This is a genomic window from Pseudarthrobacter sp. NPDC058119, from assembly GCF_042884655.1.
Lineage (GTDB): Bacteria > Actinomycetota > Actinomycetes > Actinomycetales > Micrococcaceae > Arthrobacter.
Window position 1 is genome coordinate 1 of sequence record NZ_JBHVTN010000009.1, and the last position, 21055, is coordinate 21055.

At 62.2% G+C, this 21055-nt stretch carries 18 protein-coding genes and 3 pseudogenes; 14 read left to right on the top strand and 7 right to left on the bottom strand.

The genetic code is table 11. From position 1 onward, the window contains the following. Positions 1 to 119: 119 nt before the first annotated feature. Complete coding sequence (locus ACFVTD_RS17830; RefSeq protein ID WP_387565435.1) at positions 120 to 692, bottom strand: hypothetical protein; 573 nt, start codon at positions 690 to 692, stop codon at positions 120 to 122. A gap of 747 nt (positions 693 to 1439) precedes the next feature. Between ACFVTD_RS17830 and ACFVTD_RS17835 the strand changes: the two genes are divergently transcribed. The 4 genes from ACFVTD_RS17835 to efeB all read left to right on the top strand — a co-directional run bounded on the left by ACFVTD_RS17835 (position 1440) and on the right by efeB (position 5914). Next, positions 1440 to 2306 carry an alkaline phosphatase family protein gene (locus ACFVTD_RS17835; protein WP_387565437.1) on the top strand — a complete coding sequence of 289 codons (867 nt, stop codon included), beginning with the start codon at positions 1440 to 1442 and terminating at the stop codon, positions 2304 to 2306. Positions 2307 to 2459: 153 nt separating this feature from the next. Beyond that, entirely contained in the window at positions 2460 to 3317 is an 858-nt protein-coding gene (gene efeU / locus ACFVTD_RS17840; protein ID WP_387565861.1) for an iron uptake transporter permease EfeU, read from the top strand. 66 nt (positions 3318 to 3383) lie between these two features. Beyond that, positions 3384 to 4547 (top strand): iron uptake system protein EfeO, encoded by a 1164-nt coding sequence (gene efeO, locus ACFVTD_RS17845; RefSeq protein ID WP_387565439.1) that lies wholly within the window; start codon positions 3384 to 3386, stop codon positions 4545 to 4547. Between the two features lie 29 nt (positions 4548 to 4576). Continuing rightward, a complete protein-coding gene (gene efeB / locus ACFVTD_RS17850) occupies positions 4577 to 5914 on the top strand; it encodes an iron uptake transporter deferrochelatase/peroxidase subunit (protein ID WP_387565442.1) in 1338 nt (445 codons plus the stop codon). Positions 5915 to 6073: 159 nt separating this feature from the next. Here the strand turns inward: efeB and ACFVTD_RS17855 are convergent, their stop codons facing one another. After that, entirely contained in the window at positions 6074 to 6358 is a 285-nt protein-coding gene (locus ACFVTD_RS17855; RefSeq protein WP_347886883.1) for a DUF1540 domain-containing protein, read from the bottom strand. 395 nt (positions 6359 to 6753) lie between these two features. Between ACFVTD_RS17855 and ACFVTD_RS17860 the strand changes: the two are divergent. Further along, positions 6754 to 7322: pseudogene (locus tag ACFVTD_RS17860) on the top strand (recombinase family protein). Positions 7323 to 7365: 43 nt separating this feature from the next. Here the strand turns inward: ACFVTD_RS17860 and ACFVTD_RS17865 are convergent. Next, positions 7366 to 8568, bottom strand: coding sequence for an IS110 family transposase (locus tag ACFVTD_RS17865; protein ID WP_387565444.1), 1203 nt, complete (start codon positions 8566 to 8568; stop codon positions 7366 to 7368). A gap of 695 nt (positions 8569 to 9263) precedes the next feature. Here ACFVTD_RS17865 and ACFVTD_RS17870 point away from each other — a divergent pair. From ACFVTD_RS17870 to ACFVTD_RS17910, 9 genes and pseudogenes are all read left to right on the top strand, one after another. Beyond that, positions 9264 to 9695, top strand: a complete 432-nt coding sequence (locus ACFVTD_RS17870; RefSeq protein WP_387565446.1) for a LexA family protein — start codon at positions 9264 to 9266, stop codon at positions 9693 to 9695. 8 nt (positions 9696 to 9703) lie between these two features. Continuing rightward, a pseudogene (locus ACFVTD_RS17875) lies at positions 9704 to 9832 on the top strand (hypothetical protein); the annotation flags it as partial. A 97-nt stretch (positions 9833 to 9929) separates the two neighbouring features. Next, a complete protein-coding gene (locus ACFVTD_RS17880; RefSeq protein WP_387565448.1) occupies positions 9930 to 10472 on the top strand; it encodes a hypothetical protein in 543 nt (180 codons plus the stop codon). Continuing rightward, a complete protein-coding gene (locus ACFVTD_RS17885; protein WP_387565450.1) occupies positions 10423 to 11256 on the top strand; it encodes a site-specific integrase in 834 nt (277 codons plus the stop codon). The genes ACFVTD_RS17880 and ACFVTD_RS17885 overlap by 50 nt, the downstream gene beginning before the upstream one ends. Then, complete coding sequence (locus tag ACFVTD_RS17890; RefSeq protein WP_387565452.1) at positions 11253 to 12215, top strand: tyrosine-type recombinase/integrase; 963 nt, start codon at positions 11253 to 11255, stop codon at positions 12213 to 12215. Before ACFVTD_RS17885 ends, ACFVTD_RS17890 begins: the two co-directional genes overlap by 4 nt. After that, on the top strand, positions 12212 to 13222 hold the full coding sequence (locus ACFVTD_RS17895) for a tyrosine-type recombinase/integrase (protein WP_387565454.1): 1011 nt from the start codon (positions 12212 to 12214) through the stop codon (positions 13220 to 13222). Before ACFVTD_RS17890 ends, ACFVTD_RS17895 begins: the two co-directional genes overlap by 4 nt. A gap of 88 nt (positions 13223 to 13310) precedes the next feature. Continuing rightward, positions 13311 to 14486 (top strand): annotated as a pseudogene (locus tag ACFVTD_RS17900) (Y-family DNA polymerase); the annotation flags it as partial. Between the two features lie 36 nt (positions 14487 to 14522). Further along, the gene (locus tag ACFVTD_RS17905) at positions 14523 to 14837 is read left to right on the top strand and encodes a hypothetical protein (protein ID WP_188812701.1); all 315 of its coding nucleotides are present in this window, start codon (positions 14523 to 14525) and stop codon (positions 14835 to 14837) included. Between the two features lie 25 nt (positions 14838 to 14862). Beyond that, entirely contained in the window at positions 14863 to 15885 is a 1023-nt protein-coding gene (locus tag ACFVTD_RS17910) for an ATP-dependent DNA ligase (protein WP_387565457.1), read from the top strand. Here the strand turns inward: ACFVTD_RS17910 and ACFVTD_RS17915 are convergent. The 4 genes from ACFVTD_RS17915 to ACFVTD_RS17930 form a co-directional block, all read right to left on the bottom strand. Next, positions 15882 to 16028, bottom strand: coding sequence for a hypothetical protein (locus tag ACFVTD_RS17915; protein WP_387565459.1), 147 nt, complete (start codon positions 16026 to 16028; stop codon positions 15882 to 15884). The two genes, ACFVTD_RS17910 and ACFVTD_RS17915, sit on opposite strands and share 4 nt — an antisense overlap. A gap of 9 nt (positions 16029 to 16037) precedes the next feature. Continuing rightward, positions 16038 to 16754 (bottom strand): SOS response-associated peptidase, encoded by a 717-nt coding sequence (locus tag ACFVTD_RS17920; RefSeq protein WP_387565461.1) that lies wholly within the window; start codon positions 16752 to 16754, stop codon positions 16038 to 16040. Positions 16755 to 17192: 438 nt separating this feature from the next. Next, entirely contained in the window at positions 17193 to 17951 is a 759-nt protein-coding gene (locus ACFVTD_RS17925) for a M48 family metallopeptidase (RefSeq protein ID WP_387565463.1), read from the bottom strand. Further along, positions 17938 to 21036, bottom strand: coding sequence for a type I restriction endonuclease subunit R (locus ACFVTD_RS17930; RefSeq protein ID WP_387565465.1), 3099 nt, complete (start codon positions 21034 to 21036; stop codon positions 17938 to 17940). The genes ACFVTD_RS17925 and ACFVTD_RS17930 overlap by 14 nt, the downstream gene beginning before the upstream one ends. Positions 21037 to 21055: the final 19 nt, after the last annotated feature.

Below are 21055 nucleotides of genomic sequence, written 5' to 3' on the forward strand. Positions count from 1 at the left end.
GCCGCACCCAACAATCAAAGGGGCCCGTCCTCGGCCCGGCGCCGGGGGGGCCCGCGCAATCCACACCCAACGGCGGGGGGGGGCTGCCCGGGCCCCCCCCGCCTCTCTTTGGCATCAGATCATGTGAGAGCGGCCCGCATCGCTGTGGGGGCGGCAGCCAGTCTTTCGGTCCAGCGACGCCCGAAGCCCCAGACCCTTCCCGCGCCCGTTGCTGCCAGCGCAATCATCGCGGCAGCGTAGATGATGTGCTCATCCATGACCGGGTTGGTTTTGATGGGCAGGGCAGTGAGCCACATAAGGAACATCAGTGCCGTGCCGCCCACGGCCGCGGCCCGAAGAGCAACCCCCAAGACCAGTGCTGCACCAACGAGCAGGAGCCCGAGCATGAAAGCCGCGTCCACGGCCGGGTTCCCCGCAAGAGGCTGGAACGCCCCGGCGAGCGACCCCTTCAGGCTACCGAGATAGCCCGCGGTAGGGGAACCACCAGCGAGCCAGCCTTTGGCCGTTGGAGTGGCAAAGCCGAGACCGAACACCTTATCGGCAAAGGCCCACAAGAGGATTCCGCCGAGCAGGATGCGCAGCACTGCCAGCGAGCGGCCAGCGGCCGCACCCCCGGGCAAGTCATGGATTGCGGCGGCGGAAGGTGTGGCAGGGCGGGTCGGGACGCTCTGGTCAATGACGTTGACGGGCATAAGTTTCCTTAATAATGGGTGCAAGTGATTTTTTGGATTAGGTCATCAAAGTGTTACCTAATTCCACGGACAGCCTATCGAGTTAGGTAACCCTTACCCAAGACGTCGCACTTTGTTTCGCCTCAACCCTCGAAGGGAATCCTTTCGTCGCGCTCGACCAGACGGAACCTGCAAGCCGGCAACCACGCCTCGCACTGTCCTGCACGATCGTCGAAGAGACTTTTCCCTTCGGGCTAACTCCCAGCTTCTGCCCCACCAAATGCCAGCCCCGGTATGCGACAGTGACTCCAACGCTGGGACGTGGACGATTTGCCGGCCCGACCGTTTACGGTCGGGGCGGCGGCGGAGGAACCAGATCAAGGACTGCACGTGAAACGTAGGCGGGAGTACCATTCCGTGAGCCAGGCTTGGCGGTGGTCCGGCTTGTTGCTGGTCGCAGCCCTGGTGCCGCTACTTGCCGGATGCGAACCAATGTCCCCCACCCCGGCAGCATCCACCGATTCAGCCACGACGGCCACGGCACCGCAGTCTTTGGACCCCGGACAGGAAGCGGGCGAAGCGGTGCCGTCTCCGTCCGCCACAGACCAACCTGCCACCACGGAAGCCCCTCAGCCCGCGGCAGCACCAAAACGCCCGGGGACGCCCGATCACATTTTTGTCGTCAACCTTGAGAATAAAGGCTTTGACACTACCTGGGGGGCGACGTCACCGGCACCCTATCTCTCCGGAGCACTCCGCGGACAGGGCGTGCTTTTGGAAAACTACTACGGCATCGCCCATAACTCCCTGCCGAACTACCTGGCGCAGATCTCCGGGCAACCGCCGAACGCAGTGACCAAGCGCGATTGCCACACCTACACCCCCTTCAATGGTTCCGGCACCGATGAGAGGGGCAGGATGCAGGGCGAGGGCTGCGTCTACCCCGCGGAGATCCCCACGATAGCGGGCCAGCTCAGCGCTGCTGGAAAGACCTGGAAAGGCTACATGGAGGACATGACAAGCCCCTGCCAGCACCCACAATTAGGTGCAGTGGACAGCCATACGAAAGCGACATCCGCCACGGACCAATACGCCACAAGGCACAACCCGTTCGTCTACTTCCAGTCCATCACCTCATCCCCGGACTGCGCGAAAAACGTGGTCAGCCTAGCCGCGCTCCCGCAAGACCTCGCATCGGTAAGCACCACGCCCAACCTGTCCTACATCACACCGAACCTGTGCCACGACGGACATGACCACCCCTGCGTCGACGGCAGCGAAGGGGGGCTCGCCAGCTCCGACCAGTGGCTGGCCCAGCAGGTCCCGCCGATCCTGGACTCGCCGGCGTTCAAACAGGACGGCATGCTGATAATCACCTTCGACGAGACAGACGGCGGCACCGTCGGGCCATCGGAGGGCACCACCGGAAGCCCGCCAGGAGGAACTGCAGGGGGGAGAACCGGCGCGCTCGTCATCTCCCCTTTCAGCGCCGCAGGGGGTACCTCATTGCAGCCCTACAACCACTACAGCCTCCTGGCCAGTATCGAAGACTTCCTGAGCCTCCCCCGCCTGGGGACCGCCAGCGAGCCCGGCGTGACACCTTTTGGCGCCGACGTCTATCAGCGCAACTCCTAAGCCAGCCGACAGCGTCGCACGAAAGGGGACGGCCGAGGAGAAACCGCGCAGGAGTGCTTTCGTAATACGTCACGTTTGGTTTGCGTAATGACGCCGAGTACCCTCTTCCTTAGGCCTGCCTAAGTAAGGCTTACCTGAGTGAAAGAACTTTCCATGACCGTCAACTTCCTTATCGGCCTGCGCGAAGGACTCGAAGCCACCCTGGTGGTAGTCCTGCTCATGGCCTACTTGGCCAAGACGGACCGACGCCACCTCATCCCCCGGATCTGGGCAGGTGTCGTCGCTGCGGTAGCCGTGTCAACCGGCTTCGGAGCGCTCCTCACCTTCGGCCCCAAGGGACTTACCTTCGAGGCACAGGAAGCAATCGGCGGCACCCTCTCCATCCTCGCCGTCGGCCTGGTCACCTGGATGGTCTTCTGGATGGCCCGCACCGCACGGACGCTCGGAAGTGACCTGAAGTCCCGCGTCGACAAGTCTGCCGGTGGCACCGGATGGGGCCTGGCCGTCGTTGCTGCCATCGCGGTGGGACGCGAAGGTCTGGAAACGGCGCTCTTCCTCTGGGCCGCGGCCAAAGCCACGGGCGAATCCACCCAGCCGCTTGTCGGCGCCCTCCTCGGCCTGATCGCCGCCGCCGGCTTCGGCTATCTGCTCCACCGCGGCGTCCTCAAGGTCAACCTCTCCCGCTTCTTCACCTGGACCGGGGCCGCCCTGGTCATCATCGCCGGCGGGGTGCTGTCCTACGGAATCCACGACCTCCAGGAGGCCGGCCTGCTTCCGGGGCTTCACTCCCTGGCCTTCGACATCAGCGGTGCCGTACCGCCGTCGTCCTGGTACGGCACCCTGCTCAAGGGAACCCTAAACTTCTCCCCCGCCACCACCTGGCTCGAAGCTTCTGCCTGGCTGCTGTACGTCCTGCCGGTGCTGTTCCTGTACCTGCGCACCAACCACAACGCACCACACAGCCCCGACGCGTCCGGCAGGAAGGCCGCCACGGCCGTCGCGGCCGCCTAATTCCCCCCATCACCCGCACCCAAAGGAATCCCCATGCCTGTCTTCACCCTGCATAAAAACCCTCCGATGACCCGCAGAACCAAACTCGCTTCATTGGCTGCCGCCGTCGTGTCCGTCCCCCTGCTGCTCACCGGCTGCACCGACAACACGAAAGCCGCCGCGGACTCCTCCGGCCCAATCGAGGTCGTCAGCTCGAACACCGGCTGCAAGGTCTCCGCCGCCAGCGTGCCCAGCGGGAACCTCACCTTTACGGTCAAGAATGAAGGCACCGAAGTCACCGAGTTCTACCTGCTGGCAGCGGACGGACTGCGGATCCTGGGCGAGGTGGAGAACATCGGCCCCGGTCTGACCCGCAACCTTGTGGTCACCGCCCCCGCCGGCACCTACACCACCGCCTGCAAGCCGGGCATGGAAGGCGATGGCATCAAGGGAGCGCTGGAGGTGACCCAGTCAGGGAACGAGCCGACGGCGGACGCGAACTTCCAGCACCTCCTCGACACCGCCACCGGACAGTACGCCTCCTACGTCAAGGACCAGGGCGAACAGCTGCTCACCGGTACCCAGCAGTTCGCCGCAGCCTTCGCAGCCGGCAACGCCGAGCAGGCACGGCAGTTGTACGCTGCCACCCGGCAGCACTGGGAACGGATCGAGCCCGTCGCCGAGTCCTTCGGAGACCTGGACCCGCAGCTCGATGCCCGCGAGGCCGACCTCGAGCCAGGCCAGGAATGGACCGGCTGGCACCGGGCAGAGAAAGATCTCTTCCCGCCAGCCGACTACACCGCCATGACGCCGGCCGAACGCTCGGCCATCGCCGACCGCATGGTTGCCGACACCAAGGACCTGGTCGAGCGCAGCCGCACTCTGGAGTTTTCAGCCGACACCCTGGGCAACGGCGCCAAGGGACTCCTGGACGAAGTGGCCACCCGAAAGGTGACCGGCGAAGAGGAAATCCGGTCCCACACCGATCTTTGGGACTTCCAGGCGAACATCGACGGCGCACGCATCGCTTTCGAAAGCCTGAAGCCAGCCTTGCTGCAAAAGGACCCGGCCCTGGCCGCCTCGCTCGATGAGAAGTTCGCGGCGCTGCAGGCCGAACTGGCCACCCACAGCCAGGGCGGCGGCTTCACCTATTACGACAAACTCTCCCCCGAGCAGGTCCAGCGGCTCGCCTCCCTGGTGGACGCCCTCGGGGAGCCGCTGTCGAGGCTGACCGCGGCGGTGGTCCTGTGACCGGCTGCCCGTTCGGGAGTCACCAGCAGGTGCCTTCAGGACCGAGTGAATCCGCCCCACCACCATCGGATTCCAAGGGCAGTGAACAGCCAACGGGATCCCGGCTGAGCAGGCGCGGCCTCCTCAGCCTCGCCGGGGTCGGCGGCGCGGCCGCCGGGCTCGCCGCCGGCTTCCTGGGACACGACACCGTCAAGGCGTCCGCGGCACCCGCGCCGCCTGTCACCGACAACTCCATTGTCCCCTTTCACGGAAACCATCAAGCGGGCATCACCACCCCGGCGCAGGACCGTCTACACATGGCAGCGTTCGATGTCACCACCGACCAGCGTGAGGAACTCATCCAGCTGCTCAAGGACTGGACCGAGGCTGCGGCGGCGCTGACTGAGGGCCAGCCGGCCGGGGCAACCGGCGCCGTGAACGGGCCCTACGGCGCACCGCCGGAAGACACCGGCGAGGCCCTGGACCTCAGCGCCGGAAAGCTCACCCTCACCTTCGGATTCGGCGCCAGCCTCTTCGAAAAGGACGGAGCTGCCCGCTTCGGCCTGGAAGGCAGGAAACCCGAGGCCCTGATCGACCTCCCGCACTTTCCCGGCGACGACCTTGACCCTGCCCGCAGCGGCGGCGACGTGGTGGTCCAGGCCTGCGCCGACGACCCCCAGGTGGCAGTCCACGCCATCCGAAACCTGGCAAGGATCGGATTCGGAAAGGTGCGGGTCCGCTGGTCCCAGCTGGGATTCGGCCGAACGTCCTCCACCTCCCGCGCCCAGCACACTCCACGGAACCTGTTCGGGTTCAAGGACGGCACCAACAACCTCAAGGTCGAGGATGAACAGCTGCTCGACCAACACGTGTGGGCCCAGGCCTCCCGGCCGGAGGACGACTGGATGGCGGGCGGCAGCTATCTGGTGGCGCGTCGGATCCGGATGCACATCGAAACCTGGGACCGGACGTCACTGGGTGAACAGGAAGACCTGATCGGCAGGACCAAGGGCACGGGCGCGCCCCTGTCCGGCGGCGAAGAGTTCACCGAGCCGGATTTCGCCCGGCACGGCAAGGGCGCCAGGCCCCTGATTCCCGTCGGTTCGCACGTGCGGATGGCGCACCCAAGCCAGAACAGCGGGGTGCGGATGCTGCGCCGCGGTTACAACTACACCGACGGGTCCGACGGCGTAGGTCACCTCGATGCCGGCCTGTTCTTCATTGCCTTCGTCACCGACCCCCGGACCCACTACGTCCCCATGCAGCTGGCCATGGCCAAAGGCGACAAACTGGCCGTGGAGTACCTCAAGCACACCGGATCCGGCCTTTTCGCCGTCCCCGGCGGCCTGCAGCCAGATAAGTACCTCGCCGAGGCACTCTTCACCTAAGGCAATTTCCCATCGGAGGGCGTGTAGACCAACGAGTCAAGTTCCTGGCAGAACGTGTCACTCGTGATCCCCGCTACACCCGGCCCGCGGCGAGAATAGCGTCCGTTAGGTTCGTTAGGTTCGTGCGGCTGGTTTCCTGGCATGGCCAGCAGTCCGTTGCTATCGGTGGGCGTAGGTGAGACAGTCCGCGTTGTCTTTCCCGGGGCCTACGTGGACTTCGGAAGCCTGGCACATCAGATGGTCGTTGTGGACGCACTCGACGCGCTGGCAGGCCCCGACGTCGGCCAGTACCTTGGGAAGTCCCCCGTGGCTTCCGGTCTCAATGAAGGTGGCGCAGTGTGCGTGGTCTTCCCCTCCGCTGACAGTGATAGCAGCGGCATTGCAGTTGGTGTGGTCATTGAAGGAACAGTTGGTCACGCTGCAGTCGGCAACATGCGTTGTCATTTCGGGATCCTTCCTGCTTCGGCACCCGGGTGGCGCTCGGTTGTTCCAACGTAGGCCCCACCGCGCCATTGAAAAAGACCCAATTCTTTGACCTAATTGGGCTCGGACTAGATGAGCGGCCTCCTCTCAGCAGAGTGCCAGCTGACCGTACTGCGAGTAGGCAGACTCTGAGGAGTCTCCAGTCTCAATGTGCGCCTTTACCTGAAGAAACGGGGGAGGCACCCAACCGGCAGCACCGTCTCATAAAGCAAAAGCTTTCCAAGACACCCCTTCAAGGCCAGCCACGGGAATATTGATCCGCATCATTCCAAGCCCGCCGAGGTCTCGCTAAGTCGTCTTATCGAGAAGCGTCTCAGCCCTGCCTTCAAGGGGCCTTTCCGAGCCACAATGGCAGGGTGAGACACCTTGGCTACACACGGGTCAGTACATCCAGCCAGGACGCACAACTGCAGCTCGACGCGCTCGTCGCGGCAGGGGTACAGAAACGCGATGTCTTCGCCGATGTCACCTCCGGCAGCCGCGCCGCGATCGAGCGGCCAGGCATGAAAAGGCTTCTCGAGTACGCCGAGCCCGGCGACACGGTGGTGGTCTGGCGCGTCGACCGACTTGGCCGGTCTCTCATCGACGTCCTGAACACGGTGACGCTGCTCAGGGACCGGGGTATCACCTCCGCTCCGTCTCAGACGGCATCGACCCGAGGACATCGACCGGGCGGCTCATGCTGAACATGCTGGCCACCCTTGCCGAATACGAACGCGAGCTCATCCTGGAACGGATAAATGCCGAGATCGCTGCAGCGAAGCAGAACGGCACCCGCTTCGGCCGCCCTGCATCCGATCCCGGCCTCATCGCAGAAAAGCTGGCCGTCGCCACGGATGCCCGGGAAAAAGGACACACCGCGAAAGAGGCTGCACGCCTGATCGGCTGGAGCAGAGCTACGCTCTACCGCCATCAGCAGGCATAAACTAGCCGCCAAAACCCACCGAAGTGAGCATGTGGGCGTCGACTCAGGCAGCCAAGGGTAGGGCCACCGGCATCGGTGTGTAGAGGGACCCGTCCCGCAGCATCGCCCACAGAACATTGAGCCGTCGCCGGGCAAGCGAGAGCATTGCCTGAATATGAGATTTCCCTTCCATGCGTTTCCGGTCGTAGTAGCCACGTGAAGCAGGACAGGACTTCAGAGCCGATAGCCCCGAGAGGTAGAAGACGCGCAGCAGCCGGCGGTCATAACGTCTGGGCCGATGGTGGTTTCCGCTGATCCTTCCGGAGTCCCGGGGTGCGGGTGCCAGCCCGACGACGCCCGCGAACCGATCGGCGGTCTGGAATACGGTGAGGTCGCCGCCGGTGGCGCCGAGGAATTCTGCTGCAAGGACCGGGCCGAAGCCGGGCATGCTCAGAAGCACCTGCGTGTGCTGGTGTTCGGTGACTTTCTCATTGATCATGGCATCGATGTCCGCTAGTTCATCGTTCAGGGTGAGGATCTCCTTGGCGAGTGCGGCGACGATCCCCTCCCCCATATGCTGAGCCGGAACGATGGTGTGCTGTGATTTTGCCGCCTCAACTGCCGCTGTGGCGACAGCTGCCGAGGAGCGGGCACCGTGTTTCTTCAGCCAGGCGTGGATTCTGGTCTGGCCGGCGCGGCGGATTCCGTCGGGAGTCCGGTATTTGCTCAGCAGCATCAGGGCGGCCTTGGACCGGCTGTAATCGAAGGCCCGCTCCAAGGCAGGGAAATATTCGAGCAGCTGGGCTTGCAGGCGGTTGAGCGCCCGGACCCTGTCCGCTGCCTTGTCGGCCCGCCGGGCTGTCAGGAGCCGCAGCCCCGTGCTGACCTCATCCCCGGCCCGTAATGGTTGCAAGTCGTTTCGCATGCGGGCCTGGTCAGCGATGACGGCGGCGTCTTTGGCATCTGTCTTACCTTCGCCGCGGTAAATTTTGGAGGCGTGATGCACTGTGCGGCCTGGAATGTAGAGGACGTCCTGGCCATGACTAGCGAGTAGGGCGATCAGCAGCGCCGGTCCCCCATGGTTCAGGTCCATCGCCCAGACCACCGGATCACCGTCGGCTAGTTCCAGAACGTCGTCCAGGAGCTGTAGCAGCGCTGGTTCGTCATTGGGGATTCTTTGGGAGAGCAGACGGTTTCCGTCGGCATCGATCACAAAGCAGTGGTGGTGGGCTTTGCCAGCGTCAATGCCGGCCCAAAGTTGCACCAAGAACAGCCTCCAGTCTGTTGGATGAGTAGAGCCCAGCAGATAACCGCGCCGTCGTGTCCTTATCCGGCGATCATGTCGCGTCTCTCAATTAGCGGTCGGGTCATCGCGGGGTGGCAGGCGGCCAATCCTTCGAAGCCGTCACGAGACCGTCCGGCACAGCAACCAAAGCCATACCCGCCTCCCCTGGGTAGCCACGACCCTACAACGGCCGCGGAACTGAGCCCGGTAACAACATAAGGACAGCAGCCAAAAAACGTCGTAGACACACCAGGTTCAGGGGGTCCGGAGCTCTGCGACGGCGCCCCCTGGACCCAACAGCCGGCCGCGCCAGCGGACGCCCATCATCTGGTTGAAGCGCAGCGAAAACCAGTGCGAGCCCGCCGCCCAGCCGGGGAGTGCCCGCCGTCTGTCCGGCTTTGGTGAACGGCACTCGGCGCCGGTCCTGTCCACGGTTGGGGGCAATTCGGGTTATCCACGGCTGGATTTTCGGGAGCCATGGGGAAGCTCCCTTCGGCAGTCGTAGCGGTGGATAACCCGGACGGAATTGTCCCCGGCTGTGGGCAGCGGCCCTCACCCAGCCCAGGCAACGACGGGCTGCATCCTGCATCGGATGCAATTGGGTGGTCTTTCTTGCTCTGTCGTAGCCACGGTCTACACTAAAAGCTATCGAACAAATATTCGAATAAAGGCGAGTCGTGAGCGTGATTGTCGGTCCCCGTGTGATAGATGCGGGCGTTTCGTTGTTGTCGGTGCTGGTTTCTCCCGTGCCGGTGGCGGCTGGGTTTCCGTCGCCGGCGCAGGACTACTTTGATGGCCGGATCGACCTGAACGCGCACCTGATCAAGGACGTCACCAGCACCTACGTCGTGCGGGTGTGCGGCGAATCTATGGTCGGCGCCGGGATCAGCGATGGCGATGAGCTGATCGTGAACCGGGCCCTGGAGCCGCACGACGGGGCCGTGGTCGTCGCAGTCCTGGACGGAGAGCTGACCATCAAGCGGCTGCGGATCACCCCGACAGGAGTGGTGTTGCAGGCGGAGAACCCGGCCTACCCGGACATCCAGGTACCTGCCCTGTCCGACCTGACCATCTGGGGCGTCGCCACCCGATGCCTCCACCACATTTAGGGCCGGCGATGTCCAGGCCGGCTTTGATGCGGCACATGCCGCAGATCGCGCATGTGGACGTGAACTGCTTCTACGCCTCCGCGGAGCGGGCGTTCAACCCTTCCTTGGAAGGCAAGCCCGTGATCGTGCTGACTGATTATGTTCCGCGGAACATAATCGGTCTTCTGTTGCCGGCTTGGTTATGTGGCGTCGGGCGGCGATTGGTGTGTTCTGCTCGTTGTGCGTCGTTGTTTCATGGCACATAACGGCTGGCAGGCGGATGGTGGTTACTTCATTTCTTCTGTGAGAAGGGAAGTTGCCATGTTGGAAAAGTATTTCGCGAAGCCGTCCACGGTTGATCGGCTGCGGAGCTCGTGGATGGGTGCGGCCATCGAGGACTATGTCGTTTGGCTGGCGGCGCACGACTACAAGGAAAGGTATGTCTGGTCCCGGGTTCCCATCATCTTCGCGTTCGGTGAGTTCGCGGCCACTCGTGGCGTCACCCGGGTTGAGGATTTACCGGCGCAGGTAGACGCATTCGTTGAATATCGGGTGGCGCTTCACCAGGAGCACACGGGTTCGAACCGTTCGATGGCCAATGAAGTCCGCGGCCCGGTGGAGCATATGCTCTCGGTTGTCCTGGCCGGTTTTGAGCAGACCGGCCGGAGGCGGAATCTGCATCCATTTGCCGAGACCGTTCCGCTTCTTCGAGTATCTTGTCCAGGAGCGGGGCATTCGCCCTCTCACGGTGCGCGGCTATCGCATCCACTTGGATCATTTCGAAACCTATCTTCGTGAGATCGGCATGGAGTCGTTGCGAGGACTCTCCCCGATGGTCCTCAGCGCGTATCTGGTAGAGCGCGCCGGGGCCGGACTGGCAAAAACCTCGATGCGGGATGAGGCGAGTTCGTTGAAGGTTTTCCTGCGGTATGCACACCGTCAGGGACTCCTTTCCGCAGACCTGAGCCCGACCGTCGGGTGGCCTCAGGTTTACCGGTTATCGGACATTCCGCGGTCTATCTCCTGGGCTGAGGTAAACCGGGTCCTGGCCGGTGTTGACCGCCGGACCGAAACGGGCCGGCGCGATTATGCCATTTTGCTGTTGCTGGTCACCTACGGGCTGCGTGGCCGGGAAGTCGCTGCTCTGACCCTTGATGACATCGATTGGAAGCACGAGCGCCTGGCCGTGCCCGAACGCAAGGCCGGTCACTCAACAGCGTTTCCGCTCTCTGCCGTGGTCGGAGAGGCTCTTGTTGACTACCTTCAGCATGGGCGCCCAGCAACGAATGACCGGCATGTCTTCATGCGGGCCATTGCCCCTCGTCGGCCGCTGAGCGCTGCGGCGGTTTCGTCCTGCGCCCGCTTTCGCCTGCTCAATGCCGGCATCGAGGTCCGCAGGCCCGGGTCTCACACCTTGCGACATTCAGCGGTGCAGCGCCTGGTCGATGCGAACTTCGCGCTGAAGACCATCGGGGACTTTGTCGGGCATCGCTCGGCGCGTTCGACAGAGGTCTACGCCAAGGTCGCTGTCGAATCGCTGCGCGAGGTCGCGCTCGGTGATGGTGAGGCGGTGCTGGGATGAGCGCGAACCTTACCGCCACCGTCGCCGACTTCCTGGCTTATAAGCGGGCATTGGGCAGGAAGTACTTGTCTGAGGAGGCCACCTTGAACCTGCTGATCGGCTTCGCCGAAGAGCACGCAGTGACAGATCTGGCCGAACTCACTCCGCGGCTGCTCGATGAGTTTGTGGCCTCCAGGCCGAGAGAGCGGTCGCGTAGTTTCAACCATCTCATCGGAGTTACCGGCAGTTTCCTTGATTGGGCCATCACCCAGCAGCGGGTGGATGCAGTTCATTGGCAGGGTAGACGCCGTCACGAGACGGACCGGCGGCTGCCGTTCCTGTTTGATCCGGCCCAGGCCCGGCAACTGCTCAACGCAGCCGCTGCCCTTCCTGACTACTCCCGGGGCAGGGGCCGCAGCCCGACCTACCACGGGATCTTCGCCTTGTGCTACGGGCTCGGGCTCAGAGTCGGAGAGGCCTGCAGCCTGCGTCTGGAGGACATTGATGCCGACAGGCAGTTACTCATCGTCCATGGCGGCAAATTCGGCAAGAGCCGCTTTGTCCCCTTCGGTCCCCGCATCGGAGAGCTGCTCGCCGGTCAGCTTCAGCGTCGACACGAGAGAGGTGGCACAGGACCGGATCCGTTATTCACTTTCGACGGCCGACACTGCGTCGCCCCATGCGGTGTGAGCGAAACGTTCAGGCACCTCACCGAGGAACTTGCGTTCCCTGTTCCTGCGGGGACCAGCGCACCGCGCCTGCACTGCCTGCGTCACTCCTTCGCGGTTGGATGCCTACTGCGCTGGTATCGCGAAGGCCTGGACCCGTCGACCAAGCTCATCCAGCTCTCAACGTTTATGGGCCACGTCAGTCCCGCCTCCACCGCTGTCTACCTGACCATCACCCCGGAACTTCTCTCAGAAGCCAGCCGGAGATTCGAAGCATTCGCCAAACCCGTCTGGTCGGAGGAAAAACCATGACCGGAAACCACCAATTAGGACAACTGGTCCACTCCTTCTTCATCGACCAGCTCACCACCGTCAAGGGCTTCCGACCCTCGTCACTGCGCAGCTACAGCGACACCATCCGGCTGCTGCTGTGCTTCGTGGCCCAGCAAAAGGGCACCAAAATCACCAAACTCACTCTCGAAGACATGAGCTTCGACGACGTCCTCAGTTTCCTTCGATATCTGGAAAACGACCGCCACAACCACACCCGAACACGGAACCAACGACTGGCAGCCCTGCACACATTCTTCGAATACATCGCCACCCGGGAACCCGCGATGCTCCAAACCTGTCAACGGGTTGCCGCCATCCCAAGTAAACGCGTCGCACCGGCACAGACACATTTCCTGGAACGGGAAGAGATGGAGTCGCTGCTGCGGCACCTGCCAGCCAACGGCCGCTTCGCCCAGCGAGACCACGCCCTGATCCTGTTCCTCTACAACACCGGAGCCCGGGCACAGGAAGTCGCCGAGCTTCGCGCGGGGAACCTCGAACTCGGCGACCGTGCCCTCGTCAGGCTCCACGGCAAGGGAGACAAATGGCGGACCTGCCCTCTATGGGACCAGACCGGGAAACTGCTCACCGCGTTGCTGGCCGCATCAGGACAACCACCCGCGGCAGACGCCCCGGTCTTCTGTTCAGCCACCGGCGAAGCGCTCACCCGCTTCGGTATCTACAAGGTCGTGCGGCGGCTCGCTGGACACCTCGATAAGCCCGGAACGCACCGGACCGTAAGCCCTCACATCTTCCGTCATACCGCAGCGATGCACCTGCTCGAATCCGGGGTGGAAATCAACGTCATCAGCGACTGGCTCGGGCACGCCGACCTGACAACCACCAACCGCTACGCGGAAATCAACACCAGAACAAAGCTGGAAGCCCTCAGGGTAACCGAACCGTCCGACGCTTCAGCGGCAACCCGCCCCACCCCCGTCTGGCGATCCGACGAAACCCTACTGAACTGGCTCTCAAACCTATGAGAATTATGTGACCATGCAACCGACCAAAACCCATAAATCAAACCGCACCATACCGGACAGGGCCACATAACCAAGCCGGGAACAGAACTCCAACAATGACGGCTGCGCGGTCACGCGCTCCCCCGAGGCCAAGGCCCTCGGCATCGCGATGGGCGATCCCTGGTTCAAGCTCGCCCCACGGGCCAAGGAATGGGGCCTGGTCGCGCTGTCCAGCAACTACGAGCTGTACGGGGATATCAGTGCCCGGGTGATGGAGCTGCTGGGCCGGTACTCGGCCTGGCTGGAGGTCTACAGCATCGACGAGGCCTTTCTCGGCGTCAAAGGCTCCCCTGCCGAGCTTCTGGAGATGGGCAGGTCCATGAAAGCGGACGTCCGGCGGAACGTCGGAGTGCCGGTCTGCGTCGGGATCGCCCCGACGAAGACGCTGGCAAAGCTGGCCAATAAGTGGGCGAAGAACAACAAGGCCTTCGGCGGGGTGTGCCACTGGGACTCCGTCCCCGCAGCAGAGCGGGAGGGACTGCTGGGCCGGCTGTCCGTGGAGGAGGTGTGGGGCATCGCCGGCAGGCTGACCAGGCGGCTGAACGTGATGGGCATCTTTACCATCGCTGATCTGGTCCGGGCCGATCCGGTGGCCATCCGGGACAAGTTCAATGTCGTGATGATGCGTACCGTCCTGGAACTGCAGGGAACCCCCTGTATCCCGATGGAAGAGGAACGGATCGGGCGGGACCAGCTGATCTTCTCCCGCTCATTCGCCAAACCCATCACCACCGCCGCCGGGATTCGCCAGGTCATGTCCGTGTACGGGCAGCAGGCCTCGGCACGGCTGGCCAAACACGGGCTGCAGGCCAAGGTCCTGACCGCGTTCGCCGGAACCTCGCACTTCAACCCCAAAGACACCTCGTACCCGTCGGTGTGCGTGCCGTTGCCGATGCCCACAGCTGACCCGGTGATCCTGACCAAAGCCGGCCACGCCCTCCTGCCCCGGATCGTCGAAGGAATCCGGTACGCCAGGGCCGGGATCATGGTCACCGACCTGCGCCCCAGCGGAAACCAGGCACCCCTGTCACTGTTCGAGAACCCCCACGAGGAACGGCACATCGGAACCCTGCTGGAGGACGTCACCCGCCGGTACGGCCGCGGGTCCATTGGCCTGGGCCACGGCGGGATCCGCGGCGGGCCGGACTGGACCATGAAACGGGACATGCTCTCCCCCCGATACACCACCCACTGGGACGAACTCCCCCTCGTCAAAGCCGCCTGACCAGCCCTCTGCACCACCCAGGAAGACACCAAGCACATGACCATCACCCCAGAAGCTCCCACCCTCAATGCCCCGGTGGACGTTCGCTTCACTAAAGCCGGCACTCCCCTGGCCGTCCGCTACGACGGCCGCATCTGGGCCGTCACCGAAGAACCTGTCCACTGGTTCACCAGGGACTCATGGTGGGAGACCCGCCGCAGCGTCCCCGTAGGCGTCGGAAACGTCGTCGACATCGAACACTGGCGTGTTCAGGTTCGCCTCGGCGGCTCGGACACGCAGCTACGAACCTTTGAGCTGCGCCGCGAACCCCTCGCGGAGCAGTGGGTGCTGGAGGCCATCACTGACATCTGAGCCAGCTCCTGCGTAGCGTAGGGCCATGGGAATCACGGCCGGGTTGCCGGCGGGGCTTGCACCGCCGGTAAAAGTCGCGCTGGCTCGCGCCGTGGACAAGATGCCTCGTGGTGGCGCATTGCACGGGGACCTGCTGTTTGAACCCAAGTGGGACGGGTACAGGTGTGTTGCAGTCAGGGATGACCATGGGGCCACGCTGTGGTCCCGGCAAGGGAAGCAACTGTCTGGGTACTTCCCTGAACTCTGCTCGGCGGTCGTTTCGTCCGTTCCCCCAGGATGCGTGATCGACGGCGAAGCCGTGATCTGGAGCCAGGGCCGGCTGAACTTCGACGCCCTGCAGCAGCGCCTGGGTGCCGGACCAAAAACACTTCCCGGGCTGGTCTCAGCAGCGCCAGCCAATTACGTGGCGTTCGATGTGCTGGCCGTTGCCGGGCATGACGCCCGGGCCCTGCCTCTGAGCCAGCGGAGGGCGCTCCTGGAAGAACTCGCCGCGGCCTGGGAACCGCCATTGTCCCTCTCCCCCACCACCACCGACCGCGCGGTAGCGGAGCAGTGGTTCGAAGACCTGCCAGCCACCGGGGTTGAAGGGTTGGTCATCAAAGATTTGAAACAGTCGTACACCCCGGGCGTCCGTTCGTGGTTGAAGCTCAAGCACCGGGAAACCCTGGAAATTATCTGCGGCGCAGTGATCGGGCCGATTACCCAACCTTCCGAGGTTGTCGCCGGCCTGATCATGGACGGCGAGCTGCGAATCGTCGGACGCTCCACGCCACTGAAGACGAGGGAAAGCCGCGAGCTGGCACGATGGCTGCACCCGCCTGCGGCTGAGCACCCCTGGCCAGTCATGGTGAAGGGTACGGCTCTGGACAGGTTCAACCGGGACAAGGAACCCATGGCGCTGACGCTCGTGGAGCCCTTGGTTGTAGAGGTCTCCGCCGACACCGCATGGTCTGGAAGTTCCTTTCGGCACCCCTTGCGGCTACTCCGCGTGAGGCCGGAGCTGTCCCCTGCCGACGTCGCGCTGCCGGACCGGCTTCACGCGGGTTAGCGGTCCGTACGGATCACTAAGGGGTTTTGCCCTTCTTCGAGAAGCGCGTAGAGGTTTTCACGCGCTTCTTCATAAGTGTCGCCTTCGGCCTCGATGTGGTGGTAGCTGCCGTCCGCGTTGGTAATGGTGCCGGTGAGTATCACCGCATGAGTCTATTTGGATGCGGGCTCGGCGGGCTCGATCAGCTCTGGCCCGTTGTTGCGCACACTGTTGACTCCGGGGCTGACAATCCGAGGTATCAGGGTTGGCTCCGGCAGGGAGTCCAGCAGGTGCTGGATGTCGCCCTTGTCGGTCAGGTCCGGGTTGAGCCATTCCGCGAAGCGGTCCTGCGGGATGATGACCGGGGAGCGGTCATGGACGTGCCCCAGCGCGTCCTGCGTCGTCGTAGTAAGCACAGTGCAGCTCAGCAGCCAGCGCTCCGGGTCATCCTCGGGCAGCGACGGGTCAGCCCACCACTCATACAGACCGGCGAAGCCCAACAACGGCTCCTTCTCCGAGTACAGATAATTCGGGATCTTCTTCCCGTCCTCGGTCTTCTGCCACTCGTAATAACCCTCGGCCGGGACGATGGCACGCCGCTTCACCGCAGCCTTGCGGAAAGAGGGCTTCTCCAGGATGGACTCGCTGCGGGCGTTGATGAGCTTGGAGCCGATCTTGATGTCCTTTGCCCAGGACGGCACCAGACCCCACCGTGCGACGAGTAGGTGCCGGTCAATCGTGCCCTCATTCAGACGCTCAGCAACGATCGGCACAGCCTGGGTTGGCGCCACGTTCCAGCTCGGCGGTGGCGGGCTTCCCTCGACCTCCTTTGCCTCAAAGTGGTTTAGAAGGTCCCCGGTGGCTTTGGACATCACGTATCTGCCGCACATGAGGCCATTCTGCCCGACGGGGCTTGGCGAGCGGTGGGGAATCGCTGCTGAAGCTTTCAGCCGCAGTTACTGGCCCTGCGAGTCGCGAAGCCACCCACCGCGGGCCCGCCTAGCCAACTCCTCGATAAGTACGGCACTTGAAAACTCGGCGAGCCGGACTGCCGGAAGGGCCTCACTCATGGGCCGATGGGGTTTTCCCCCGCGAGCCAGTCTCTGCAGCTCCAGGCGCTTGTCCTCGGGCATAGCGCCCTCGCGCTCCCAGCGGCGAAGACTGGCTACGCTGGCACCGAGAGCGGCGGCCACTTCCTGTTTCCTCAGCCCTGTTTGCTCCACCAAGTCCTGAACGTCGCTTCTCCCCATGCCCAACAGACTACTTAGGTGGCGACCGATCCCGGCCAGATGACGTACTTCGCTCCCAGCTGGCTGCGAGCTCCGGCTTTACAGGCTTGCCGCGAGTGTTTGCTGCGGAAGTTCGCTGGGCCAGTTTTCTTCGGCTAGTGGTGCTGCATTAAGTTCATCCCTTCGAGCCCTCCAGTCAGGTAGAAAGCCATCCATAAGCTCTGTAAAGCGTTCATTGTGGTGGCGTTCGAGAAGGTGGGTCATCTCGTGCACAACGATGTACTCCAGACAGTTGGGATGTTTCTTGGCCAGCTCGGCATTGAACCAGAGATGGGCCGACTCCCGGTTGCATGATCCCCACTTGGTTTTCATGCGGCGAACTGACCACTTGGCGGCCTTACGCCCGATGATTGGCTCCCACTTCGCCATAAGAGCTGGGAGTTCAGACCTCAGTGCATGCCGATACCACTTATCCAGTGCATCTCGCCTGGCTTCTGGCGTGCTATCTTCCGGCGACTGCATGATCAGCTTATTGCCGGAGGTGTCGAAGCGAATCCGTCCTGGGGTGTGGATGACGTGGAGCCGGTAACGCTGCCCCCAGACGTAGTGAGATTCTCCGGCTATCATCTCGCGTTCGGACTGGCGCACGGCGTTGCGCAGTTGCTCCCGTTGTCGCTTGATCCAGGGCAACCGCTGAACGATTGCCACGCGAATGGCGTCATCATCCAGGCGTTCCGGGGCTGCGACTCGCACTCGTCCCAGTGGCGGGTAAACGGCGATATGCATGTTCTTGATGTGTTTGTAGACGACGTCCACATCAATGCCGGCAACCCGAATATAGGCGTTAGCGGTACTCATGCCGGGCCTTCACGAGATCAAACAGTTCGTCGAAGCGATCAAAACTATCGGGCAAAACGCGCTGAATCGCTCGCTTGACGACCTTCTCTTTCATGACGTTGCCTACCCAGTCGTGGGGCTTACCGCCGCGGATAGCGGCGTCAACCTGCACCGCCAAGTTTGGATCTTCAAAGTCGAAATCCACGAGCGCTCGTTGCGCGCCGTCTACTGCCCACGCAGGATAGTTGTTGCCGGTTCCTTCGGCTCCAACAGCTTTGGCATGTGCAATCAATTCGTGGAGGTATTCCTGGTATTCGAGTGCCCCCTGACGACGCTTCTCAATAATGGCATCCAGCAGGGAAGACATGGTCTCGTAGTACTTGGGATTCATCGCCTGCTCGTCGACGATCACCTGCCGAATATTGTTGACGATCACCTCAGCCATGGCCTCTGGGTCGTTCTTGAGGCCTTCGGGGAGTTTGTCTAGGGCGGCGACACCCTCCTTGACGATGAGTTGCACTAGCCCGACGTCCTGGAAGTCTGCGACGATCTGCGAGGCATCGGCTCGAATGTAGGTGTCGAGGAGGAAGCGCATATCGGCTTCGTACTGCTTGAAGTCCTCGTTCTCGCCAGCACCAACCTTGACCTCAGCAACGACGTCAACGTAGTGCTTGACCTCAGCTGCGATAGATGCCGCCTGAGCGTCGTTATAGCCGGCCTTATCCATGTCGGTGGCGATGGCCGCATAAGCACGAGTAAGGGCAGCGACAGACTTGTAGAGTTCTACGCGTTTGGCTTCGTTGGCCTTGATCTGTGAGGCGTTGCCGACTTCGGTGGCCACAAAGTAATGCTGATACTGCTGCGGTTGCTTAGGTGGCAGCACCGCCTCGCAGAGGGCACGGACGCGCTCCAGGGCATCGTCAAGATCCTTCCGTCCTTGGACGTGACGGTCTTTCATGATGCCTTTGACGTCATCCTCGTCGTAATCCTCGAATGCACCCTGGGTGTAATCAGTGATCGCATCCTCAAGCGAGTTGAAGAGGTCCTGATAGTCCACGATGTAGCCGTAGTCCTTATCGTCACCATCGAGTCGGTTAACACGGCAGATGGCTTGGAAGAGTCCGTGGTCGCGCATCTTCTTGTCAATGTAGAGATAGGTGGCGGAAGGTGCGTCGAAACCGGTGAGGAGCTTATCCACGACGATCAGCAACCGCATCTGACCCGGTTCGTTGATAAACCGTTCCTTGACTTCCTTTTCAAACTGTTCGACTTTCGTCACTGCCTGGTCGGCAGGCGCATTGAAGTACTCAGACAGCATCTGCCGGTAGATGTTGTATTGGCGTATTTTCTCGGTTGCGCCGTGGCCAGTATCTTCCTTGGAGATGTCCCCCGGCTGCGGCTTGTAGCTGGTAACGATGGCGACCTTGCCCTTGAGGTGGGTATGGCTGAACATCTCATAGAACTGGCAGGCCTGGTAGATGCTGGCGCCGACGAGCATGGCGTTGCCCGCGCCATCCATCAAGCGTGGTTTGGTGGCCATGTCGAACATGATGTCCATAGCGATCTGCTTCGATCGTGGCTCCGAGCTGATGACCTTTTGCATCGTGCCCCAGCGCTTCTTAAGCTCGGCCTTGGATAGGTCGGTCATGTTCTTCGTTGCAGAATCAAACCATTGATCGATCTTGGTGTGGGAGACCAGTTCCTGATCGATATTGCGGGCTTCATAGCGCAGGTCCAGCACCACGCCATCGTCGACTGCTTGATCGAACTTATAGGTGTGGATGAAGGTACCGAAGGTTTCCATGCTGGTCGCCTTGTCCCTCTTTAGCAGCGGCGTGCCGGTGAAACCAATAAACATGGCGCTCGGCAGCAGCCTCTTCATGGCCTGATGCATCTTCCCGGACTGGGTGCGGTGTGCTTCGTCTACAAAAATGAAAAGGTTCCCCTTGGCAGAAAAGCCGGCGGGAATCTTGGCATTCAACTCGGCGATGTAGGCGCCACTGGCCTCGTCCCGGGCCTGATCATCGTCGCCAGACCGAAATTTGTGCACCAAAGACCCGATGAGCCACGGCTCATGCTTGTTCAGCGCTGCTATCAGATCGGGTCCGGAGTCGGTGCGATAAATGTCCTCATTGACCCCGTTGAAGACCTTCTTGATTTGTTCGTCCAGCTCGGTGCGGTCCGTGATGATGAGAACTCGGGCCTGCTCCGAACCTTGAGTTTGGTGCTCACGGATCCACTTGGCCAGCCACACCATGGTCAGGGACTTACCCGATCCTTGGGTGTGCCAGATGATGCCGCCCTCGCGCTTGGCAATGCGATCCTGCGCTGCCTTGACCCCAAAGTACTGGTTGTGACGGCAGGTTTTCTTGCTGCCGGAGTCAAAAACGATGAAGTCATGGATCAACTCAAGGAAGCGTTCCTTGCGGCACATCTGAAGTAGGCCACGATCCAGCGGGTCCTCTGTCTCAGACGGCTCCTTCCATGACAGCCAGTATTTCTCGGGCGTCTCGATGACTCCGTAGCGCAGGCCCTCGATGTTGTTGCCGGCGAAAAGCAACTGAACCGTTGTGAAGAATGGCCGGATGAAGTCCCGGCGCTGGTTGCCGATGTTCTGGCGGATACCCTCGGCCACGCCGACCTTTGAGCGCTTTAGCTCTATAACGCCGAGTGCCAGTCCATTGACGTAGAGCACGATGTCCGGGCGTTTGTTGTGCTCTCCCTTGATGGAGACTTCCTCCGCCACGAGGAAATCATTGGCTTCGGGGTTTTTCCAGTCGATTAGCCATACAGTTTCGGTGTTCTCGCCCATACCGGGTTTGACCTTCACGCCATAGCGCAGGAGGTTGTAGACGTCACGGTTCGCCTCGTAGAGATTGCGTCCGCCACCGAGGGACGCATCTTTCTTGAGTCGGTCTATCGCCCTATTAATTAAGTTGTCGTTGTAACCACGTGCCCGAAGATTTTTCTCAAGAAGGAAAATCTCGACATGGGAATTGCCCTCGCGGTACTCCCAGTTGCCACCGTACTCATAGCCGAGCCGTCCCTGGAACAACTGCACGACCTGGTCTTGTGTCTTGCGTTCAAGCTGGCCAACTACACTCATGCTGAATCCCCCTTGCTGT

What these genes read in the sequence shown, in the direction of transcription:
- ACFVTD_RS17830 (WP_387565435.1), bottom strand. Translation starts at nt 692, where the DNA reads ATGCCCGTCAACGTCATTGACCAGAGCGTCCCGACCCGCCCTGCCACA.
- ACFVTD_RS17895 (WP_387565454.1), top strand. Translation starts at nt 12,212, where the DNA reads ATGACCGGAAACCACCAATTAGGACAACTGGTCCACTCCTTCTTCATC.
- ACFVTD_RS17910 (WP_387565457.1), top strand. Translation starts at nt 14,863, where the DNA reads ATGGGAATCACGGCCGGGTTGCCGGCGGGGCTTGCACCGCCGGTAAAA.
- efeU (WP_387565861.1), top strand. Translation starts at nt 2,460, where the DNA reads ATGACCGTCAACTTCCTTATCGGCCTGCGCGAAGGACTCGAAGCCACC.
- ACFVTD_RS17925 (WP_387565463.1), bottom strand. Translation starts at nt 17,951, where the DNA reads ATGAGTACCGCTAACGCCTATATTCGGGTTGCCGGCATTGATGTGGAC.
- ACFVTD_RS17855 (WP_347886883.1), bottom strand. Translation starts at nt 6,358, where the DNA reads ATGACAACGCATGTTGCCGACTGCAGCGTGACCAACTGTTCCTTCAAT.
- ACFVTD_RS17890 (WP_387565452.1), top strand. Translation starts at nt 11,253, where the DNA reads ATGAGCGCGAACCTTACCGCCACCGTCGCCGACTTCCTGGCTTATAAG.
- ACFVTD_RS17905 (WP_188812701.1), top strand. Translation starts at nt 14,523, where the DNA reads ATGACCATCACCCCAGAAGCTCCCACCCTCAATGCCCCGGTGGACGTT.
- efeO (WP_387565439.1), top strand. Translation starts at nt 3,384, where the DNA reads ATGACCCGCAGAACCAAACTCGCTTCATTGGCTGCCGCCGTCGTGTCC.
- ACFVTD_RS17920 (WP_387565461.1), bottom strand. Translation starts at nt 16,754, where the DNA reads ATGTGCGGCAGATACGTGATGTCCAAAGCCACCGGGGACCTTCTAAAC.
- ACFVTD_RS17930 (WP_387565465.1), bottom strand. Translation starts at nt 21,036, where the DNA reads ATGAGTGTAGTTGGCCAGCTTGAACGCAAGACACAAGACCAGGTCGTG.
- ACFVTD_RS17880 (WP_387565448.1), top strand. Translation starts at nt 9,930, where the DNA reads ATGGCACATAACGGCTGGCAGGCGGATGGTGGTTACTTCATTTCTTCT.